The following is a 17,709-nucleotide window of genomic DNA, read 5'->3' as shown; positions in this document are numbered from 1 at the left end:
GCTCCTCGCAGTCACCGGCGGCAAGGCCTACTGCGGGCGAGCTGCTGCCCGCCGGCAATGAGAATGCCCCGACCCGAAACCGTGCCGGGGCATCTTCACAAGCGCAGGTCAGCTCTTGGACTGGCCGTACGAGCCGAGCTGGCGGGTCGACTCGACCACGCGGGCGGCCATCGCCGACTCGGCGACCTTGCCCCACGCGCGCGGGTCGTACAGCTTCTTGTTGCCGACCTCGCCGTCGACCTTCAGGACGCCGTCGTAGTTCTTGAACATGTAGTCGGCGATCGCGCGCGTGTACGCGTACTGCGTGTCGGTGTCGATGTTCATCTTGATGACGCCGTTGGCGACCGCGGTCGCGATCTCCTCGTCGGTCGAGCCGGAGCCACCGTGGAAGACCAGGTCGAGCGGCTTCGCGCCCGTGTTGTACTTCGCGGCGACCTGCTGCTGGATGTCGCCCAGCAGTTCGGGGCGCAGCTTCACGCCGCCGGGCTTGTAGACGCCGTGGACGTTGCCGAAGGTGAGGGCGGCGATGTAGCGACCCTGCTCGCCCATGCCGAGCGCCTGAACCGCCTGGTCGACGTCAGCGAAGGTCGTGTAGAGGGCTTCGTTCGAGCCCTCGTGCTGCACGCCGTCCTCTTCGCCGCCGACGACGCCGATCTCGACCTCGAGGATCGCGTTGATCGCCTTCATGCGGGGGAGCAGGTCCTTCGCGATCTCGATGTTCTCCGCGAGGGGAACAGCCGAGCCGTCCCACATGTGGGACTGGAAGATCGGGTTGCGGCCGGCCTTGACCTCTTCTTCGGATGCCGCGATCAGAGGCTCGACGAAGCCTGCGAGGGCATCCTTCGGGCAGTGGTCGGTGTGCAGGGCGACGGTGACCGGGTAGTTCTTGGCGACCTCGGTGGCGTAGCGCGCGAACGCGAGAGCGCCGGTGGCGCGGGCCTTGACGGTGTGCCCGGCGAAGTAGTCGGCACCACCGGTGGTGACCTGGATGATGCCGTCGGAGCCGGCCTCGGTCAGCCCCTGGAGGACGGAGTTGATGGTCTGCGAGCTGGAGACGTTGAACGCGGGATACGCGAAGCCACCGGCCTTCGCGCGGTCGAGCATTTCTGCGTACTGGTCCGGAGTGGCGACGGGCATGAAAACTCCTGCGATAGATGAGCCGGGACAGCCCCAACTCTATCGCTGGCGACGAGCGGATGCCGTGGCCCGCTGACCCCTGTCAGAGAGCAGGCTCTTCGCCAGCGTTAAGAATCCCGATTCCTTCACGTGAATTCACGCGAAATACCTGCGGTTCCGCGCAGTCAGCTGGCTAGGCTGACCACATGGTGAGTCTGACGGCCGATATGAGCCCCTTGCGTCCCGATCGAAACCTCGCGCTGGAACTGGTGCGTGCGACCGAGGCCGCGTCCATCCGGGCCGTGCCGTTCATCGGCCGTGGCGACAAGGAGGCCGCCGATGGCGCGGCGGTCGACGCGATGCGTGCGTTCCTCGGCACCGTGAACTTCCAGGGCAGGGTCGTCATCGGCGAGGGCGAGAAGGACAACGCTCCGATGCTATTCAACGGCGAGGAGGTCGGAGCCGGTCGAGGTCCGGAGTGCGACATCGCCGTCGATCCGATCGACGGCACCTCGCTCACCGCAGCTGGTCGTCAGAACGCCCTCTCCGTCATCGCAGTCTCCGATCGCGGCACGATGCTCGACGCGTCGAGCGTCTTCTACATGGACAAGCTCGTCACCGGCCCCGCGGGTGTCGGCGTCGTCGACATCCGGCTGCCCATCGGCGAGAACATCCGTCTGCTCTCGGAGGCGCTGGGCAAGCCCGTCGATGAGATCGTCGTCTCGGTGCTGAACCGCCCGCGCCACGAGAAGCTCATCGAGGAGATCCGTGCGGCCGGTGCAGGCACGCGCCTGATGAGCGACGGCGATGTGGCCGGCGGCATCAACGCCGCACGTCACGGTGCCCGCACCGACATGTGCGTCGGTGTCGGCGGCAGCCCCGAGGGCATCGTCACCGCTTGTGCGATCAAGGCGCTCGGCGGCCACATCCAGGGGCGGCTCTGGCCGCGTGACGACGACGAGCGTCAGCGCGGCATCGACGCAGGACTCGAGATGGACCGCGTCTACGAGGCCGATGACCTGGTCAAGGGCGACAACACGATCTTCGTCGCCACCGGAGTGACGGACGGGCAGCTTGTTGCCGGTGTGCGCCGCGAAGGCAACTACGTGTACACCGAATCAGTGGTGCTGCGTGGTGCCTCCGGAACCCTTCGTCGCATCGCCTCGGAGCACCTCGTCTCCAAGTGGCTCTAGGGATCGAAGGTCCTGTTCCACGATTTTCGCTGGTCTGATCGTTACCGACCCGGTATACCGACGTCGCGCTGGGTCCGGTCTTATTCAGGCTTTGCTGGCACAATAGGCCCTGGGTTCGTCGCCGTCACAGTTCACGACGGCATCCAGGAGGGTGAGATGACCACGGAGCAGACGCGGGACGCGAAGTCACGGGCGACGGCTATGGTCACCACGAATACGGGCCGCATTCTTCGGATCACTCCGGAGGACGAAGCCGCTCGTGTCGCAGCCGCAGCAGCTGCGACGGTGGCTCCTGCGAACGTCGATCCTGCGCGCCGTGCTGATGTGCTGTTCCGCGTGCGCCGACCCGAGGGACACGAGCTCAGCTCGTGGTGGATGATCGGCGCCTTCGTCGTGACCTCCGGCCTCGTGATCGCCCTGCTCAGCTGGGTTCCCGGCAGCGCCTAAGTCTCGTCCACACGGTGCCGCACGGCGTCGAGGTCGGCTTGGATCCCGTCCAGTTGAGCGCTTTCGAACAGCTCTGCACGTTGGGCCGGTTCCGTGTTCTCGCCGATCTCAGAATTCTCGACCACGCCAGAATTCTCGACCAGTTCGGGCGCGGTGAACCGGCGCGGTGAGGTCGTGATCGGTTGCGGAGCAGCCTCCAGCGCCGAGGCGTCGATCCCGGGGAACTGACGAGCCGTGACCAGCACACGGGTCTCGAGTGAGCCGGCGAAGCGGTTGTAACTCTCGACCGTGCGCTCCAGCGCCCGTCTCATGTCGTCGGCATGCCCGGCGAGGACACCCAGACGATCGAACAGCTGCGTTCCCAGGTTGAGCAGCGTGCGCGCCTCGGTCGAGACCTCCTGCTGGGTCCAGGTGAACGCGACGGTCTTCAGCACGGCCCAAAGGTTCACCGGAGAGGCGAGAGCGACGCGCCTGCCGAACGCGTAGTCGAGCAGCGTCGGGTCTTCGTCGATCGCGGATGAGAGCAACGACTCGCTCGGCAGGAAGCAGATCACGAACTCGGGGCTGGCGTCGAGGCCTGACCAGTACGCCTTCTTCGCCAGCGCGTCGATGTGCGCGCGGACGGCCTTGACGTGCTTCTGCATGAACTGGCGGCGCTGCGCCTCCTGCGCGTCACCGCCCGTCAGCGCACTCGCCTCGAGATACGCATCGAGAGGAACCTTCGCATCGACGGCGATCGACGTGCCGCCGGCGAGGCGGATGACCATGTCGGGGCGTCCCTGACCGCGATCCGACGAGATCGTGGACTGCAGATCGAAGTCGACGTGCCGTGTGAGACCTGCGGCCTCGACCACTCGTCGCAGCTGCGTCTCACCCCATACGCCGCGTGTCGACGTCGAACGGAGTGCTCCCGCGAGCGATTCGGTGGTCGCGCGCAGCGCCTCATCGGACTCCTGAGCCCTGCGCAATTGCTCGGCGAGGGAACCGAACTGCGCATGCCGCTCCTGCTCAAGGGACGCCACCTTGTTCTGCATCTGCTGCAGCGATTCGCGCACCGGAGCGAGCGCGGTCAGCACGGCGTTCTGCTGCTGCACCCGCTGCGCCTCGGCCCGCTGTTCGACACGGGCATGCTCGACAGCATCCCGATACAGGTCGTACTGCCGGTCGCGATCATCGCGAGCGGCGGCGAGTTCTGCGTGCGCTCGAGCGAGCTCCGTCGCGCTGCGGGTGTGTTCGGTCGCAGTGCGCGACGCCCGCGCGAACCAGCCCACGACGAGGCCGACCGCGAGCGCGGTGACGGCGATGAGAGCGATCAGCGGAGCATCCATGAACCCAGCGTGCACCCGGCCACGGACATCGGTCGGATGCCGCTCCGCTCAAGCGAGGCCGGAGTTCAGCGGCTCGCGTACTCGTCGAGGATCGCGCGCATCTCGGGCAGTGCGAACTGCTCGGTGATGGCGACGGCCGACAGCGGTCCGGCGTCCGGGTCGGCACCCGCTTCGAGCAGCAACCGCAGCAGTGTCTCGTTCTTCCGGAACACCGCACACGAGATCGCTGTCTGTCCCGAGGCATTGAGCGCGTTCAGTTCGGCGCCGCGTCGCACGAGATCTGCGACCGTATGCTCCTGCTCGGCATACGTCGCGACGATCAGCACGGTGTCGCCGCGCGGATTGCGCACGTCGATCGGTACGCCGGCGTCGATCATCTCGCCGAGCGGTCCGGTGCGGCCTTCGCGGGCGAGGTCGAAGGTGCCCTCGATGACCTCGACGCTGACGGGGGAGTCGCCGGTGGGATTCGTCATGCACTCATTGTGCACTGCGGGAGGTGCGCAGCGCCGAAATCAGGCGACAGCCCGCTCCAGCACGCGAACAGGAGGCTCGGCGAGCCGCAGGCTCAGCATCAGCGCGAGTTCGTCGACGTCGGCGGCACCGGCACGTGCAGCGGCGTCGATGACGATCTGGGCACAAGCGCGAGCATCCGCCAGCGCGTCGTGGTGCGAGAACTCGGCGAACCCTGCGGCAGCGGCTGCCACGGGCAGGCGGTACGAGTCGAGATCGTAGATCTTGCGCGCGACCTGGAGGCTGCACAGCGAGCGGTACGGCGGGCATTCGAGCCCGGTGACCTCTGATGCGGTGCGCAGCACCTTCGTGTCGAAGCCTGCGTTGTGCGCGACGAGGACGTCCGCGCCGGTGAACGAGCACAGTCGGTCGAACTGCTCCTCCCAGGTCGCGGCCGTGCGCACCTGGTGAGGGTGGATGCCGTGGATCTTGATGTTCCAGTCCTGGAACTCGTCGTGTCCTGCCGGAGGTCGGATCAGCCAGCCGGCGGTGGCGACCACCTCGCCGTCGCGTACACGGACGAGTCCGACGGAGCATGCCGAGGCGGGGCTGGAATTCGCCGTCTCGAAGTCGATTGCGGTGAAGTCCAGGGGCACCTGTCCACCTTCTCTCCGGTGCCGCGCGTGATGTCGCAGACTCGCCGTAGGCTGGCCACATGAGCGATGCGCGGGCGACTTCCTTCGGTGCGGCGGCCGATCATTACGAGGCGGCGAGGCCGGATTATCCCTTCGATGCGGTGGCGTGGATGCTCGAGAATCTCCCGCACGGATCGCGTCGGATCGCCGACGTCGGAGCCGGCACGGGCAAGCTCACCCGCGTGCTCGTCGCGGCGCCGGACGGGGAGGTCGTCGCGATCGATCCTGACCCGGCGATGCTCGCGAAGCTGCGGGAGAGCGTTCCGGGCGTGCCGACGTTCACCGGAACCGCCGAGCATCTGCCGCTGCCAGATTCGGGCCTCGACGCCGTGGTGCTCGGTCAGGCATGGCACTGGGTCGATCCGGTCGCGGCATCCGCCGAGATCGGCCGCGTCGTTCGCAGCGGGGGAACGCTGGGGCTGATCTGGAACATCCGCGACGAGAGCGTCGACTGGGTCCGCCGCCTGACAGAGATCATGCACAGCAGTCCCGCGGAGAACATGGTCAACGGTCCGGGTTCGCACGGTCCGCAGATCGCAGCGCCGTTCGGAGGCGTCGAGACCGGTCGGTGGGAATGGAAGCGCCCGATGAACAGGACGCAGCTGCATCAGATGGCATCCTCACGCAGTTACCTCATCACCGCGCCGGCTCAAGAGCGTGCCGGCATCGTGCGCGGGATGGACGAGCTCTTCGACGAGCTCGGACTCGGTGACGCGGAGGCGACGATCGATATGCCGTACGCGACGACGGCGTATCGCGCCGTGCGCGCCTGACTTCTCGCGCGCACGGTCGCTGACCGTCGAGTTCCCGCAGGATCACGGCATCCGTCCCGGGTAGACTCGTATCCCGTGGCTCTAACTATCGGGATCGTGGGCTTGCCCAACGTCGGCAAGTCGACTCTTTTCAACGCACTCACCAAGAACGACGTGCTCGCGGCGAACTATCCGTTCGCGACGATCGAGCCGAACGTCGGTGTGGTGAACCTTCCCGACTCGCGACTCAATGTGCTCTCGGAGATCTTCAGCAGCGAACGCATCCTTCCCGCAGCCGTGTCGTTCGTCGACATCGCCGGTATCGTGCGCGGCGCGAGCGAGGGCGAGGGACTCGGCAACCAGTTCCTCGCGAACATCCGTGAGGCGGACGCCATCGCCCAGGTCGTTCGCGGCTTCGACGACGACGACGTCGTGCATGTCGAGGGTTCGATCAACCCCAAGGACGATCTGGAGACGATCAACGCCGAGCTCATGCTCGCCGACCTGCAGACCGTCGAGAAGGCGATTCCGCGGTTCGAGAAGGAAGTGCGGGGTAAGAAGGCCGATCCGTCTGTGCTCGAGGCGGCGAATGCCGCGAAGGATGCTCTGGAACGCGGCATCCTGCTCTCGGTGAGCGGTATCGATCTCGCCCCGATCAAAGAACTCGGCCTGCTCACCTCGAAGCCGGTCATCTTCGTCTTCAACGTCGACGAGGCGGTGCTGACGGATGCTGCGCGCAAGGCAGAGCTCGAAGCACTTGTCGCACCGGCCAAGGCGATCTTCCTCGACGCGAAGATCGAGTCGGAGCTCATCGACCTCGATCCGGAGGATGCTGCCGAGCTGCTCGCGTCGACCGGTCAGGACGAGTCGGGCCTTGACCAGCTCGCCCGCGTCGGCTTCGACACGCTGGGTCTTCAGACGTACCTGACCGCCGGTCCGAAGGAGGCTCGCGCCTGGACGATCCCCAAGGGGTCGAAGGCGCCGCAGGCTGCAGGTGTCATCCACACCGACTTCGAGAAGGGCTTCATCAAGGCGGAGGTCATCTCGTTCGAGGATCTCGTCGCGACCGGTTCCGTTGCCGAGGCGCGTGCGAAGGGCAAGGCCCGCCTCGAGGGCAAGGACTATGTCATGCAGGACGGCGACGTCGTGGAGTTCCGCTTCAACGTGTAGTCGCGTTCCGGCTCAGCGCAGATCCGTCGAATCGAGGGAGAGCGATCATGACCGACTTCGTCGAATATCGCCCACGCTCCGAGTCGTCTTTCCGGCCGGATCCGCAAGTGGCCATCCGGCCGGCGACCACGGGCGACACGCGTGGCCTCGCCGTTGTGAGGTCGGCGCGCGGCGGGAGCGTCGAGGAGCACCTCGAGGCTTCTCAGCGGTTGATCGAGCGGCTTCCCGTGATTCTCGTCGCAGAGTCGGATGGTGAGATCGTCGGCTGGTGCGGGGCTCAGAGGTCGTCGATCGAGCCAGATGCTGAACCGGAGTGGCTGATCGCCGGGATCACGGTTGTTCCCGAGCTGCGCCGTAGAGGCATCGCAGCGCTGCTGCTAGGCGGCGTCATGGGGGCTGTGCGCTCTGACGAGCCCGGCGCGGCGATCTTCAGCGTCATCAACGCGCGCAACCTCGCCTCCATTGACTTGCATGAAGGGCTGGGGTTCAGCGAGATCGCACGGCGTGCGGAGATCGCCCGCATAGAGTTCGCCGGCGGCGAAGGAGTCCTGCTGCGGTCCCGACCCGATGGGACTGCGGCACGCGAGTGATGCCGTCGGTCAACGACGCAGGTCGCGCCTGCCACCGAACATCCGCTCCAACGGGATGCGGCCGTCCTGCCACGGTGTGAGGATCCAGACGACGAGATACGCGCCGATCCCCAGCACAGGCAACAGGAACGACACGAGGATGAGCAGCCGGGCCACCCACACGTTGATTCCGAGTTTCTCGGCGAGGCCGCCTCCGATCCCAGCGATGAGGCGCCGGGGTCCACGTCGGAGACCTGACTTGCGGATGGAGTCGAAGAACTTTGCCATGACATCGACCGTACGCATGATCGGCGACCGCCACAGCAGTGTTAGCCCCCGAGGTCATGGCGGAAACCCAGAATGCTCGCCGTCTCAGCGTTGTGGGCGGTCCTGGGGTGCAATCATTCGGCGTATCCGTTAACCTGAACGCGGTGGTACGCCACCGACTGCGCTTCCACGTGGCGATCCACGTGAATCATCGCGGAGAGACCTGAGCAGATCAGGACATGTCCGGATGGGGTGCGGCGCACGCGATGCGCCGACTTCATTCCGCCGATGCCGGACATCGGCTGACGAGAGGACATGACATGTCGTCGAAGGACGAGAAGAACCTGACCCAGGTGCTCGACAAGATCTCGAAGATGGACGAGCCGAGACGTTCGGTCATGCAGCGCGTGCATGACGTCATCGTGACGGCCGCCCCCACGCTCAAACCGCGGATCTGGTACGGAATGCCCGCCTACGCGAAGTCGGCGAGCACGCCCGCGCTCGTGACGTTGCGCAACGACGAGCGGTTGAATCTCGCGATCACCGAGAAGGCGGCCTTCCGGCCCGCACGCGGCACGGAAGGGGACTTGATGCCGGCGGCATGGTATTTCGAGACCGTGGACGAGGTCACGGAGAAGCGCATCGCCGAGATCGTCCGCTCAGCGCTCGACTGAGCGTCGAACTGACGCCTTCAGCCCGCAGCCTTGCGGATGTGCTCGGCGATCGTCTTCTCGGTCGCCGGGGTCAGCTTGAGTATTGCGAACGACGTGACCCAGAGGTCGCCGTCGTCGAGCTGTGCGCTTTCCTCGAAGCCGAGGGTCCCGTAGCGGGTGGTGAATTTGGATGCTGCCTTGAAGAACACCACGACCTTCCCATCGGCATCCGTGTACGCAGGGAAGCCGTACCAGGTCTTCGGAATCAGCTGCGGCGCGACATCGTTGACGATGCGGTCGATGCCCTCCGCAAGCGCGCGGTCGTCATCCGGCATCGCGGCGATGGCTTCGCGGACTGCCTTCTCGCCCGCAGCGCGCGATTTTCCGGCCTTCTCCTGCGCGCGCAGCTCGGCGGCGCGTTGCTTGACGGCATCGCGCTCATCGTTCGACAGTCCGGCGGTCTTGTCAGCCATGTCATGCTCCTCTGTTGATCGGGATGCTCTGTTGATCGGGATGGCGATTGCGCCTGAGACCAAACTACGACTCGTCGCATCCTCGCGCTTCTCGATTCCTGATCGATCGGTGAGGGGACCGCCGACGGCTCTGAGCTGCGCTCCGGACAGTATCGTGGATGTCAGCGACGAATCCGGCCCCAGCCGGCCGCCACCAGCACCAGAGGAAAGACCACCATGACGCAGCAGAGCACTTTTGACCCGGACGGCCGTGCGGTTCCGTACATCGAAGAAGGCGAGGGTCCCGTCCCGCTCGTGCTCATCTCAGGCCGCGCCCTCAGCGGCGACGGGCTCGCCGTGGTCGCGCACTATCTCGCAGAAGAGGCGGGCTTCCACGTCGTGCGGATCGGCCCCAGAGCGGATTCGGTCGGGCAGGATCGTGCGACGACGCTGCGAGAGCGCGTCGAGGATGCCGCCGCGGTGATTGACCACCTCGGACTCGATCACACCTGGATCGGCGGTCATGCCTTCGGCGGCACCGCGGCACGCATCTTCGCCGCAGAGCACACCGATCGCGTCAACGGCCTGCTGTTGCTCGGCGTCGAGGACGACGAGATTCCGCTTGCCCCGGCGATCCCCGTGCTGATCGTGCAGGCGACGGATGACGCGGTCACCCCGCCTGCCACGGCGGAGGCGCTGCACGCCACCGCGCCGGAGCGAGCGAGCATCAAGATCGTCGACGGCGCCGACCATCTGTTCCCGGCCACGCACCCGATCGAGACCGCCGTCATCATCGAGGAGTACCTCGACTGGGATTAGGGGCTGCAACGCTGCACCCCCAGAGAACCTATGGTTGAGGTGTGTCCCGAAACTCTCCTGCATCCCCGGCCCCCGTTCCCGTCGAGCTTCCCCTCGAGCGTCGTCTGGCGGTCGCCGTCGAGCGGTACGGCGAGCAGGCCGTGGTGTCGCGCTCGCTCTCGCTGCTCGCCGGAAACAACGAGGGCGCGGACTTCCTCCTCTTCGTCGGCGGTGAGCACGCACGCGGCATCATCGACGGTGCACCGGTGCTGTACTGGCCCGAACTCTGGGGTGCGCGTGCGCTGCTGCACGTCTGGGACGCATCGGTCATCGACGAGTCGGCGACCGCGCTCCTGATCAGCACGCTGAGCAACCCCGCCTGGCGTGTGCGGGAAATGGGCGCCAGGCTCGCCGCCGCACGCGAACTCGATGCGGCATCCGAACTGGCGGAACTGCTCGGCGACGAAACCCCGCGGGTGCGTGCAGCCGCGGCCAGGGCACTGGGCGCCATCGGGTCTGCGAATGACATCGACCCTGTTCGCGCCCTGCTCAAGGACCCGGAGGTCGAGGTCCGTCGCGGGGCGCAGCAGAGCCTCGACAAGCTGCGATCACGGCATCCGAAGAACTGAGAACGACAACCGGTCAGTCCTGACCGGTGGGCCGTCTGCGGCCCGACTTGGTCTCCGAGCGCCGGTGCTTCTCGTCCAATCGGCGTCGCCGGGAGCCCTTCGTGGGTTTCGTGGAGCGACGGATGCTGGGTGGCATGACTGCTTCGCGGATGAGAGCGGACAGCCGTTCCCGCGCCGCCACCCGGTTCTGCCGTTGCGAACGGTGTTCGGCGGCGCTGATGGTGAGTACAGTGCCAGCCAACCTCGACACGAGGCCTTCTATGACACGCGCACGTTGCACGTCGCTCAACGCGGTCGTCGTGCCGAGGTCAAGACTGAGCTGTACGCGCGAGTCGGCGGTGTTGACACCCTGCCCGCCCGGCCCCGAAGAGCGCGAGAACTGCTCGATCAGATCACTCGCGGGAATCCTGAGACCGTGCGGAGCTCCCGGTCCAGGAGGCACACGCAGATCATCCACTCCACAAGTGTGCCGCAGTGCGATGAAAGTTGGGACGCGACCGATGGGAGAATCGTCTGATGACCGCAACTCTCGTGGCTCGAGGCGTCGCCGGAGGCTATGGCCACCGCACGCTGTTCGACGAACTGGACCTGACTGTCGCACCGGGTGACGTCGTGGGCGTCGTTGGCGCGAACGGCGCCGGAAAATCCACACTGCTGCGACTGCTCGCCGGCATCGACGAACCGCAGGCGGGCTCGATCACACTGGCGCCTTCCGATGCGTTCGTCGGGTGGCTCCCGCAGGAGCACGAACGCATCGCCGGCGAAAGCGTGGTGGGCTACATCGGCCGGCGCACCGGCTGCGCCGCGGCCACGAGAGAAATGGATGCGGCGGCAACGGCGCTCGGTGATCCCTCGCTCGCTGCAGACGGTGCCGACCCCGCCGATGTCTACTCGGCGGCGCTGGAGCGGTGGCTCGCGAGCGGAGCCGCGGACCTTGAGGAGCGTATCCCGGCGGTGCTCGCCGACCTCGGCCTCGTCTTCGAAGGCGCTCGGGCCGAGGACACGCTGATGACCTCGCTCTCCGGTGGGCAAGCAGCTCGAGTCGGGCTTGCCGCACTTCTGCTGTCACGCTTCGACATCGCCCTGCTGGACGAGCCGACGAACGATCTCGACCTCGACGGGCTGGAGCGGCTCGAGGCATTCGTCCGCGGGCTCCGCGGCGGTGTCGTGCTCGTCAGTCATGACCGGGAGTTCCTCTCGCGCAGCGTGACCCGCGTATTGGAGCTCGATCTCGCGCAGAACTCGAACCGGGTATACGGCGGCGGCTATGACGCGTATCTGGAGGAGCGTGCCACGGTACGCCGCCACGCACGCGAGAAGTACGATGAGTTCGCCGACAAGAAGGCCGACCTGGTGTCGCGCGCTCGCGTGCAGCGGGAGTGGTCCAGCCAGGGCGTGCGCAACGCGATGAAGAAGTCGCCTGACAACGACAAGATCAGGCGCAAGGCATCCGTCGAGTCCAGTGAGAAGCAGGCGCAGAAGGTGCGTCAGATGGAGAGTCGGATCGCCCAGCTCGACGAAGTGGAGGAGCCGCGCAAGGAATGGCAGCTCGAGTTCACGATCGGCTCGGCTCCCCGCTCGAGCTCGGTGGTCTCGACGCTCAGCAACGCCGTCCTCCGGCAGGGCTCCTTCACGTTGGGGCCGGTTTCGTTGCAGGTGAATGCGGGGGAGCGCATCGGCATCACAGGTCCCAACGGTGCGGGAAAATCGACCCTGCTTCGTGCGCTTCTCGGGCAGCAGCATCCGGATGAGGGCACGGCGAGTCTCGGCGCCAGCATCCGGATAGGGGAGATCGATCAGGCGCGATCGCTGCTCACCGGCACTGCGCCGCTCGCAGCAGCGTTCGAGGCGCTCGTGCCCGAGTTGGCATCAGGAGAGGTGCGCACGCTTCTGGCCAAGTTCGGTCTCAGGGCCGATCATGTCGACCGCCCAGTCGACGAACTCTCACCGGGGGAGCGCACTCGAGCGGCTCTCGCACTGCTGCAGGCGCGCGGAATCAACCTTCTCGTGCTCGATGAACCGACCAACCACCTCGACCTGCCGGCGATCGAACAGCTGGAACAGGCGCTGGAGTCTTATGGAGGCACACTGCTGCTGGTCACACACGATCGACGGATGCTCGACACGGTGCAGACGGACCGGCGCTGGCGCGTCGAAGCGGGTCAGGTCGAAGAGGTATGAGCCCTCAGCGTCCCTGACGCTTCTTGTACGGCTTCGGCTGCCCTTTCACGACCGGCGCGCGGCCCCGTCCCTTCGACGCCTTCGCCTTGCCGCCGGCCTTAACGGGCTTCTTCGCCTCGGGCGGTGCCGCAGCGACTTCGCGTTGCGCTTCGGGAAGCAGCAGCAAGCCGACGGAAGTCAGGCGCGTCTCGCCTTCGCGGGTGACGAGGGGCTGGCCGACCTCTTCCTCGAGCTTGTCGATCGACGAGTACAGCGAGGCGAGCGGGATGCCGAGGTTCTGAGCAGCGCGCGGGAAATGCAGCTCCTCGGCGACGGCGACGAAACGTCGAAGCAGGGTGATGTTCACGGGAGCCTTTCATGCGCGCGTCTGTCGCGGCCGGTATTCAGCGTACGCGTCGTCCGTCGCGCAGGCGGCGCCGTGCAGCAGAGTGTCGATGACGGAAGCTCTCAATGAGGTCCTCGGCTCCCTGGCATGACAGCGGGCGCGAAGAGCTGGTGAAGCAGCGTATCGGAGAGCCAGTTCTCGAACTGCTCCGGCGTCCAACCTGAATCGATCACCAGCTCGCTGTAGACCCCGGCCGCAGCGAAGGCGCGGAAGATCGACTGCGCCTGTTCGAGGGGGAGCGCGAGCTCTGAGGCGACCGACGCGATGAGGCCGTCCATCACCCGGTTGCGGCCGCGCAGTTTCGAACGCAGGAGTGTTCGGGTGTCGGCGTCCTCGTCCATGGCGGCATCGAGAATCTGCACCACATCGAAGTCGGTCGAGTAGAGCACGGTGAGCCAATGCGCGGCACCGCGCAGGCGCCCGACGGCAGACTCCTCGGCGAGCACCGATGCTGCGAGAGCGCGTGCGTCCGCACGCTCCAGCCAGCTTTCGCAGATGAGGTTGAGAATCTCCCTCTTCGTCCCGAACGCCGCATACACGGTGCGGCTGGCGACGCCCGCTGCTTCTGCGACCGCAGCCAAACTGGTCGACGCGTACCCGTCGGCAGCGAACAGTCGCTGCGCAGCTTCGGCGATGCGGCGTTTCGTCGCAGCGGCCTGCTCCTGCCGATACGTCGGCGCAGGGCTATTGACACGGCTGCTCATGAGGATCAGGCTAACGAATGAAGTCGGTGCAGTGCTACTGCAGTGACTGCATATCAACTGCAAGGGAGAAGATCATGATTGACGCAATCGCGGAGTCCGCCCGAGTCAGTGTTCTCGAGCGGATGCTGCACGAGGGGTTCGCCGCGGGAAACACGGATGTGGTCGACGAACTCTGTTCGCCGGATCTCATCGAGCATCAGTTCGGACTTTCGGGAAACGGTGCGAACGCCATCGCAAAAGTGAAGCGTGCGATCAGCGAGGTGCATGCGGGGCTGCCCGACCTCACGTTCACGATCGGCGACTGGGCCGAGCAGGGCGACACCGTCTGGGTGCGGGCTGAAGGCGTCGGAACGAACACCGGAGCATTCATGGGTCCGCCGACCGGCCTCAGAGTCGCGTTCACGGTGATCGATATCGCGCGTGTTCATGCCGGCCGCATCGTGGAGCACTGGGGCGTGCCAGACCGTTTCGCACTGGCGATGCGACTCGGTCGGATCCAACTGCCGCGGTGAGCAGCTCAGCGTCGGGAGAGAGGAACGCATCGGGGGTGGGATGCGAACTGCATCCCACCCCCGAAAATCCTCAGCGTGCGTGTCAGGCCGGCTGCGGCAGAATCGTGAAGCTGACGGCGCCTTCGTCATCGACACCGGCATCGAGCACCTTGTCGGAGAGGGCCTCAGCGGCGTTCTCCTCGAGGAACACGCGGCTGCCGACACCGTCGATCACGACGTCGGCGGGTTCCGGGGAAGGCACGACGTGAACGGCGAAACGTGATTCGCCGTTCGGTCCCTGTCCTTCCGCGGTCTGGATACGAAGCCCCGCGTCTGCGCTGGCATCCTCGCGGCCGACGATCGTGGTGACGACGGCATCTGCATTTTCGGTCAGGGTGAGCACAGCGCTCTCCTTCCGGTTGCGGACATGCTCCGGTCAGAACATGTCCGGGCCACGATTCCGCACGTCGGGGGAGTGGAGCAACCTGAGCCCGGGTATTCGGAGGTTCCTCACACCTTCGCGCGAGGCCACCGATACCCTGGGCGATCGCGACCTCTACTCGTCGGCGCCACGCTCTTCCCGCAGCCGCGGCTCGGTGCGCCTGCTCGGTCGTACCCCCGCCTTGTCGGCGTAGAACGTCCGGATACGGTCCATATCGGCGGCGACGTCTCCGGTCAGCTCGAACGTCGGGCCGAGACCGGTCGTCATGGTCGTGCGATCGACGTAGCCCAGAGTCACCGGCATACCGGTCTCAGTGGCGATCCGGTAGAAACCCGACTTCCAGTACTCGTTGCCGCCGCGTGTGCCGTCCGGCGTGACGACGAGTGCGAACACCTCACCGGAATGCACCTGCGCGATCACGTCCTTGACGACCCGGCTGGGATCGTCCCGATCGACGGGCACGCCGCCGATCCTCCGCATGATCGGTCCACGCCATCCGGTGAACAGGCTCTTCTTCCCCAGCCAGTGCACGTCGATGCCGAGCCGCCAGGCGATTGCGAGCATGAGGACGAAGTCCCAGTTCGAGGTGTGCGGCGCCCCGATGAGGATCGTCGGGCGGGTGGGTACCTCATCGCCCGTGAGCGTCCAGCGACTGAGCGCCCAGAAGGCACGGGCGAGGATTCGTTTCACCACATAACCGTAGGGCATTCACCTTCTGTCGATGAGTCGCGGCAGGAGCACCCAGAGCGCTAGGACCACGACAGCGGCGACGATCAACACGACGGTCGCCGTCGTCCGATCCACAGTGAAGTCGACAATGAGCGTCGTGACGCCGACACTCAGCAGGCCGATCACGACGAGATCGGCCTGCACCATTCGCGAGGCGAACCTGACGAGGTCGGGCTTGCGGTGCCGGCCGAACAGCGACCGATGCATCCCCACCGGCGCCAGCGCCAGCACTGTCGCCAACGCTGCCAGACCGACGAGCACGATGTAGAGCGTGCGCTGCAGGTCGTCCAGTTCAGTGAATCGCGGCTGGAAGGCGACGGCGAGCAGGAAGCCGGAGAGCACCTGCGTGCCGGTCTGCATCACGCGCAGTTCCTGCATGAGCTCATCCCAGTTGCGGTCGGCGCGTTCGTCACGAGTCTCGTCACGGCCGTCGCGCTTCGCGTCGGCCCCGTGGTGGACCTCGGCAGCGCTCGTGTCGGACCTGGCGTCGGGAGAGTCGTTCATACTCAGAGTTTTGGGCACGACCGTCGAACTGTCCAGCGCCACGCCCGGCGCCTCAGTGCGCGCGCGGGCGTACCATGGAGCAATGACCATTCGCGAGACCTCGGAATCGACCGGTGCGGTCGACGTCCCCGTCATCCCTGCAGGCTTGAATCTGCTGGGTGACGACAACGCCGGCAGCTGCTGCGGCGGCTCCTGCTCTCTGCCCGGTTAGGCCACTCCGTCGGCGGTCAGTGACCGCCGTGGAAGTCCCCGCCCGCGTCATCCGCCGGCTTGCGGATGAAGGCGCTCAGCGCGACAGAACCCAGTGAGATGATCGCCGCGATCAGGAATGCCATGCGTGCTCCCGGCGCACCGGCGATCGGGGTCGACAGGCCCTCGAGTTCACCCGCGTGCAGGATCGACGAATACGTCACTGTGAGCAACGCGACGCCAGCCGCCCCGGCGACCTGCTGAATCGTGTTCAGCACTGCCGAACCGTGCGAGTACAGGTGGCGCCGCAGCGACCCGAGCGACGCGGAGAACAGCGGCGTGAACGACATCGCAAGGCCGACCGACATGAAGGTCTGCGAGATCACCAGCATCCACCACTGCGTGTGCTCGCCCACTGTGGAGTAGAAGAACAGCGCAGCCGACACCATGATCGTGCCGGGGATGAGCAGTGTGCGGGTACCGCGCGCATCGTAGACGCGGCCCATGATCGGGCCGAGCAGACCCATCAGAATCGAGCCGGGAAGCAGGATCAGGCCTGACTGCAGCGCATCGAGTCCCGCGACGTTCTGCAGATACTGCGGCAGCAGTGTGAGCGTTCCGAACATCGACAGCGCGAGGATCCCCATGACGATCACGGCGAGCGTGTAGTTGCCTGAGCGGAACACGCGCAGGTCGAGCAGGGCGTCGTCGATGCGCTGCAGCACGAGCTGGCGCCAGACGAACAGACCGAGGGCGATACCGCCGACGACCAGGGAGATCACGCCGATCGTCGCGCCGTTCGACTCGCCTTCGCCGCCGAACTGACTGAGACCGTAGACGACACCGCCGAAGCCGAAGGCGGAGAGCACGATCGAGAGCACGTCGACCGGGGCATCCCTGGTCTCACCGAGGTTCGTCATCCACTTCGCACCCATGGCGAGCGCGACGAGCGCGATCGGCAGGATGATCGCGAACAACCAGCGCCAGCTCAGCGTCTCGAGCACAGCACCGGCCAACGTCGGGCCGATCGCCGGCGCGAGGGAGATGACGAGGCCGACGCGGCCCATCATCCGGCCGCGCGACTGGGGCGGGACGACGTTCATCATGGTCGTCATCAGCAGCGGCATCATGATGCCGGTGCCGCCAGCCTGGATGACGCGCCCCACGAGCAGCACGGCGAATCCGGGTGCGATGAGGCACACCAGGGTGCCGAGGGAGAACGCCGTCATCGCGGCGATGAAGACCTGACGAGTGGTGAACCGCTGCAGCAGGAAACCGGTGGTGGGGATCACGACCGCCATCGTGAGCATGAACGCACTGGTCAGCCACTGGCCGAGCTCCGGCGGGATGCCCAGATCTGCGTTCAGATGCGGGATGGCGATTCCCATCGTCGTCTCGTTGAGGATCGCGACGAACGCGGCGATGAGCAGCAACCAGATGACGCGCATGTCGGAGCGCGCGATGGTCGGTTCCGTCTTGACGGTGGGAACTGAACCGGTGGATGTGGTGGCCAAAGCGTCTCCTCAGTGGATGGGTGGCGGAAGGCCGACGAAGGAGCCGAAGAC

At 66.2% G+C, this 17,709-nt stretch carries 24 protein-coding genes; 11 read left to right on the top strand and 13 right to left on the bottom strand.

Annotation, left to right across the window (positions count from 1 at the left end):
* Nucleotides 1–108: 108 nt before the first annotated feature.
* On the bottom strand, nt 109–1,137 hold the full coding sequence (gene fbaA, locus IEV67_RS07730; protein WP_188436004.1) for a class II fructose-bisphosphate aldolase: 1,029 nt from the start codon (nt 1,135–1,137) through the stop codon (nt 109–111).
* Nucleotides 1,138–1,322: 185 nt separating this feature from the next.
* Between fbaA and glpX the strand changes: the two genes are divergently transcribed.
* The gene (glpX, locus tag IEV67_RS07725; RefSeq protein ID WP_188436003.1) at nt 1,323–2,309 is read left to right on the top strand and encodes a class II fructose-bisphosphatase; all 987 of its coding nucleotides are present in this window, start codon (nt 1,323–1,325) and stop codon (nt 2,307–2,309) included.
* A 156-nt stretch (nt 2,310–2,465) separates the two neighbouring features.
* Entirely contained in the window at nt 2,466–2,756 is a 291-nt protein-coding gene (locus tag IEV67_RS07720) for a hypothetical protein (protein ID WP_188436002.1), read from the top strand.
* Here IEV67_RS07720 and IEV67_RS07715 read toward each other — a convergent pair.
* The 3 genes from IEV67_RS07715 to IEV67_RS07705 all read right to left on the bottom strand — a co-directional run bounded on the left by IEV67_RS07715 (nt 2,753) and on the right by IEV67_RS07705 (nt 5,190).
* Nucleotides 2,753–4,084, bottom strand: coding sequence for a DNA recombination protein RmuC (locus IEV67_RS07715; RefSeq protein ID WP_188436001.1), 1,332 nt, complete (start codon nt 4,082–4,084; stop codon nt 2,753–2,755). The genes IEV67_RS07720 and IEV67_RS07715 overlap by 4 nt on opposite strands.
* A gap of 65 nt (nt 4,085–4,149) precedes the next feature.
* Complete coding sequence (locus IEV67_RS07710; RefSeq protein WP_188436000.1) at nt 4,150–4,557, bottom strand: ankyrin repeat domain-containing protein; 408 nt, start codon at nt 4,555–4,557, stop codon at nt 4,150–4,152.
* 39 nt (nt 4,558–4,596) lie between these two features.
* Nucleotides 4,597–5,190, bottom strand: a complete 594-nt coding sequence (locus tag IEV67_RS07705; protein WP_188435999.1) for a 3'-5' exonuclease — start codon at nt 5,188–5,190, stop codon at nt 4,597–4,599.
* A 59-nt stretch (nt 5,191–5,249) separates the two neighbouring features.
* Here IEV67_RS07705 and IEV67_RS07700 point away from each other — a divergent pair, with 59 nt between their 5' ends.
* From IEV67_RS07700 to IEV67_RS07690, 3 genes are all read left to right on the top strand, one after another.
* A complete protein-coding gene (locus tag IEV67_RS07700; RefSeq protein WP_188435998.1) occupies nt 5,250–6,002 on the top strand; it encodes a class I SAM-dependent methyltransferase in 753 nt (250 codons plus the stop codon).
* 75 nt (nt 6,003–6,077) lie between these two features.
* Nucleotides 6,078–7,151, top strand: a complete 1,074-nt coding sequence (gene ychF, locus IEV67_RS07695) for a redox-regulated ATPase YchF (protein WP_188435997.1) — start codon at nt 6,078–6,080, stop codon at nt 7,149–7,151.
* Between the two features lie 47 nt (nt 7,152–7,198).
* Entirely contained in the window at nt 7,199–7,741 is a 543-nt protein-coding gene (locus IEV67_RS07690; RefSeq protein ID WP_188435996.1) for a GNAT family N-acetyltransferase, read from the top strand.
* 9 nt (nt 7,742–7,750) lie between these two features.
* Here IEV67_RS07690 and IEV67_RS07685 read toward each other — a convergent pair whose 3' ends face one another.
* A complete protein-coding gene (locus tag IEV67_RS07685) occupies nt 7,751–8,008 on the bottom strand; it encodes a PspC domain-containing protein (protein WP_188435995.1) in 258 nt (85 codons plus the stop codon).
* A 299-nt stretch (nt 8,009–8,307) separates the two neighbouring features.
* Between IEV67_RS07685 and IEV67_RS07680 the strand changes: the two genes are divergently transcribed.
* A complete protein-coding gene (locus IEV67_RS07680) occupies nt 8,308–8,661 on the top strand; it encodes a DUF1801 domain-containing protein (protein WP_188435994.1) in 354 nt (117 codons plus the stop codon).
* A gap of 17 nt (nt 8,662–8,678) precedes the next feature.
* Here IEV67_RS07680 and IEV67_RS07675 read toward each other — a convergent pair whose 3' ends face one another.
* On the bottom strand, nt 8,679–9,113 hold the full coding sequence (locus IEV67_RS07675) for a hypothetical protein (protein ID WP_188435993.1): 435 nt from the start codon (nt 9,111–9,113) through the stop codon (nt 8,679–8,681).
* Nucleotides 9,114–9,329: 216 nt separating this feature from the next.
* Here IEV67_RS07675 and IEV67_RS07670 point away from each other — a divergent pair, with 216 nt between their 5' ends.
* A complete protein-coding gene (locus tag IEV67_RS07670) occupies nt 9,330–9,911 on the top strand; it encodes an alpha/beta fold hydrolase (RefSeq protein ID WP_188435992.1) in 582 nt (193 codons plus the stop codon).
* Between the two features lie 41 nt (nt 9,912–9,952).
* Nucleotides 9,953–10,519, top strand: coding sequence for a HEAT repeat domain-containing protein (locus tag IEV67_RS07665; RefSeq protein WP_229702892.1), 567 nt, complete (start codon nt 9,953–9,955; stop codon nt 10,517–10,519).
* Between the two features lie 13 nt (nt 10,520–10,532).
* Here IEV67_RS07665 and arfB read toward each other — a convergent pair whose 3' ends face one another.
* Entirely contained in the window at nt 10,533–10,976 is a 444-nt protein-coding gene (gene arfB / locus IEV67_RS07660; RefSeq protein WP_188435991.1) for an alternative ribosome rescue aminoacyl-tRNA hydrolase ArfB, read from the bottom strand.
* 59 nt (nt 10,977–11,035) lie between these two features.
* Here arfB and IEV67_RS07655 point away from each other — a divergent pair, with 59 nt between their 5' ends.
* A complete protein-coding gene (locus IEV67_RS07655; protein ID WP_188435990.1) occupies nt 11,036–12,700 on the top strand; it encodes an ABC-F family ATP-binding cassette domain-containing protein in 1,665 nt (554 codons plus the stop codon).
* 4 nt (nt 12,701–12,704) lie between these two features.
* Here IEV67_RS07655 and IEV67_RS07650 read toward each other — a convergent pair whose 3' ends face one another.
* Complete coding sequence (locus IEV67_RS07650; protein WP_188435989.1) at nt 12,705–13,046, bottom strand: LysR family transcriptional regulator; 342 nt, start codon at nt 13,044–13,046, stop codon at nt 12,705–12,707.
* Nucleotides 13,047–13,147: 101 nt separating this feature from the next.
* The gene (locus IEV67_RS07645) at nt 13,148–13,789 is read right to left on the bottom strand and encodes a TetR/AcrR family transcriptional regulator (protein ID WP_188435988.1); all 642 of its coding nucleotides are present in this window, start codon (nt 13,787–13,789) and stop codon (nt 13,148–13,150) included.
* Between the two features lie 74 nt (nt 13,790–13,863).
* Between IEV67_RS07645 and IEV67_RS07640 the strand changes: the two genes are divergently transcribed.
* Nucleotides 13,864–14,301 (top strand): ester cyclase, encoded by a 438-nt coding sequence (locus IEV67_RS07640; protein WP_188435987.1) that lies wholly within the window; start codon nt 13,864–13,866, stop codon nt 14,299–14,301.
* 82 nt (nt 14,302–14,383) lie between these two features.
* On the opposite strand, the gene IEV67_RS07635 is transcribed toward IEV67_RS07640, so the two are convergent.
* From IEV67_RS07635 to IEV67_RS07625, 3 genes are all read right to left on the bottom strand, one after another.
* The gene (locus IEV67_RS07635; RefSeq protein ID WP_033104818.1) at nt 14,384–14,683 is read right to left on the bottom strand and encodes a hypothetical protein; all 300 of its coding nucleotides are present in this window, start codon (nt 14,681–14,683) and stop codon (nt 14,384–14,386) included.
* Nucleotides 14,684–14,836: 153 nt separating this feature from the next.
* Nucleotides 14,837–15,430, bottom strand: a complete 594-nt coding sequence (locus IEV67_RS07630) for a 1-acyl-sn-glycerol-3-phosphate acyltransferase (RefSeq protein WP_373284454.1) — start codon at nt 15,428–15,430, stop codon at nt 14,837–14,839.
* A complete protein-coding gene (locus IEV67_RS07625) occupies nt 15,431–15,955 on the bottom strand; it encodes a DUF6328 family protein (RefSeq protein WP_188435986.1) in 525 nt (174 codons plus the stop codon).
* 82 nt (nt 15,956–16,037) lie between these two features.
* Here IEV67_RS07625 and IEV67_RS19075 point away from each other — a divergent pair, with 82 nt between their 5' ends.
* Nucleotides 16,038–16,166, top strand: a complete 129-nt coding sequence (locus IEV67_RS19075) for a hypothetical protein (RefSeq protein WP_268238578.1) — start codon at nt 16,038–16,040, stop codon at nt 16,164–16,166.
* Nucleotides 16,167–16,182: 16 nt separating this feature from the next.
* Here the strand turns inward: IEV67_RS19075 and IEV67_RS07620 are convergent, their stop codons facing one another.
* A complete protein-coding gene (locus tag IEV67_RS07620; RefSeq protein WP_188436331.1) occupies nt 16,183–17,592 on the bottom strand; it encodes an MDR family MFS transporter in 1,410 nt (469 codons plus the stop codon).
* Nucleotides 17,593–17,709 lie beyond the last annotated feature (117 nt).

This window comes from Microbacterium murale (assembly GCF_014635185.1).
Taxonomy (GTDB): Bacteria; Actinomycetota; Actinomycetes; order Actinomycetales; family Microbacteriaceae; genus Microbacterium; species Microbacterium murale.
Note: the sequence above shows the minus strand (reverse complement) of the source record. Positions and strands in the feature narration are given on the sequence as shown.

What these genes read in the sequence shown, in the direction of transcription:
- glpX (WP_188436003.1), top strand. Translation starts at nt 1,323, where the DNA reads ATGGTGAGTCTGACGGCCGATATGAGCCCCTTGCGTCCCGATCGAAAC.
- IEV67_RS07640 (WP_188435987.1), top strand. Translation starts at nt 13,864, where the DNA reads ATGATTGACGCAATCGCGGAGTCCGCCCGAGTCAGTGTTCTCGAGCGG.
- IEV67_RS07655 (WP_188435990.1), top strand. Translation starts at nt 11,036, where the DNA reads ATGACCGCAACTCTCGTGGCTCGAGGCGTCGCCGGAGGCTATGGCCAC.
- IEV67_RS19075 (WP_268238578.1), top strand. Translation starts at nt 16,038, where the DNA reads ATGACCATTCGCGAGACCTCGGAATCGACCGGTGCGGTCGACGTCCCC.
- IEV67_RS07620 (WP_188436331.1), bottom strand. Translation starts at nt 17,592, where the DNA reads ATGCGCGTCATCTGGTTGCTGCTCATCGCCGCGTTCGTCGCGATCCTC.
- IEV67_RS07710 (WP_188436000.1), bottom strand. Translation starts at nt 4,557, where the DNA reads ATGACGAATCCCACCGGCGACTCCCCCGTCAGCGTCGAGGTCATCGAG.
- IEV67_RS07625 (WP_188435986.1), bottom strand. Translation starts at nt 15,955, where the DNA reads ATGAACGACTCTCCCGACGCCAGGTCCGACACGAGCGCTGCCGAGGTC.
- IEV67_RS07685 (WP_188435995.1), bottom strand. Translation starts at nt 8,008, where the DNA reads ATGGCAAAGTTCTTCGACTCCATCCGCAAGTCAGGTCTCCGACGTGGA.
- fbaA (WP_188436004.1), bottom strand. Translation starts at nt 1,137, where the DNA reads ATGCCCGTCGCCACTCCGGACCAGTACGCAGAAATGCTCGACCGCGCG.
- IEV67_RS07645 (WP_188435988.1), bottom strand. Translation starts at nt 13,789, where the DNA reads ATGAGCAGCCGTGTCAATAGCCCTGCGCCGACGTATCGGCAGGAGCAG.
- IEV67_RS07690 (WP_188435996.1), top strand. Translation starts at nt 7,199, where the DNA reads ATGACCGACTTCGTCGAATATCGCCCACGCTCCGAGTCGTCTTTCCGG.
- IEV67_RS07670 (WP_188435992.1), top strand. Translation starts at nt 9,330, where the DNA reads ATGACGCAGCAGAGCACTTTTGACCCGGACGGCCGTGCGGTTCCGTAC.
- IEV67_RS07630 (WP_373284454.1), bottom strand. Translation starts at nt 15,430, where the DNA reads ATGCCCTACGGTTATGTGGTGAAACGAATCCTCGCCCGTGCCTTCTGG.
- IEV67_RS07680 (WP_188435994.1), top strand. Translation starts at nt 8,308, where the DNA reads ATGTCGTCGAAGGACGAGAAGAACCTGACCCAGGTGCTCGACAAGATC.
- IEV67_RS07700 (WP_188435998.1), top strand. Translation starts at nt 5,250, where the DNA reads ATGAGCGATGCGCGGGCGACTTCCTTCGGTGCGGCGGCCGATCATTAC.
- IEV67_RS07675 (WP_188435993.1), bottom strand. Translation starts at nt 9,113, where the DNA reads ATGGCTGACAAGACCGCCGGACTGTCGAACGATGAGCGCGATGCCGTC.
- IEV67_RS07720 (WP_188436002.1), top strand. Translation starts at nt 2,466, where the DNA reads ATGACCACGGAGCAGACGCGGGACGCGAAGTCACGGGCGACGGCTATG.
- IEV67_RS07715 (WP_188436001.1), bottom strand. Translation starts at nt 4,084, where the DNA reads ATGGATGCTCCGCTGATCGCTCTCATCGCCGTCACCGCGCTCGCGGTC.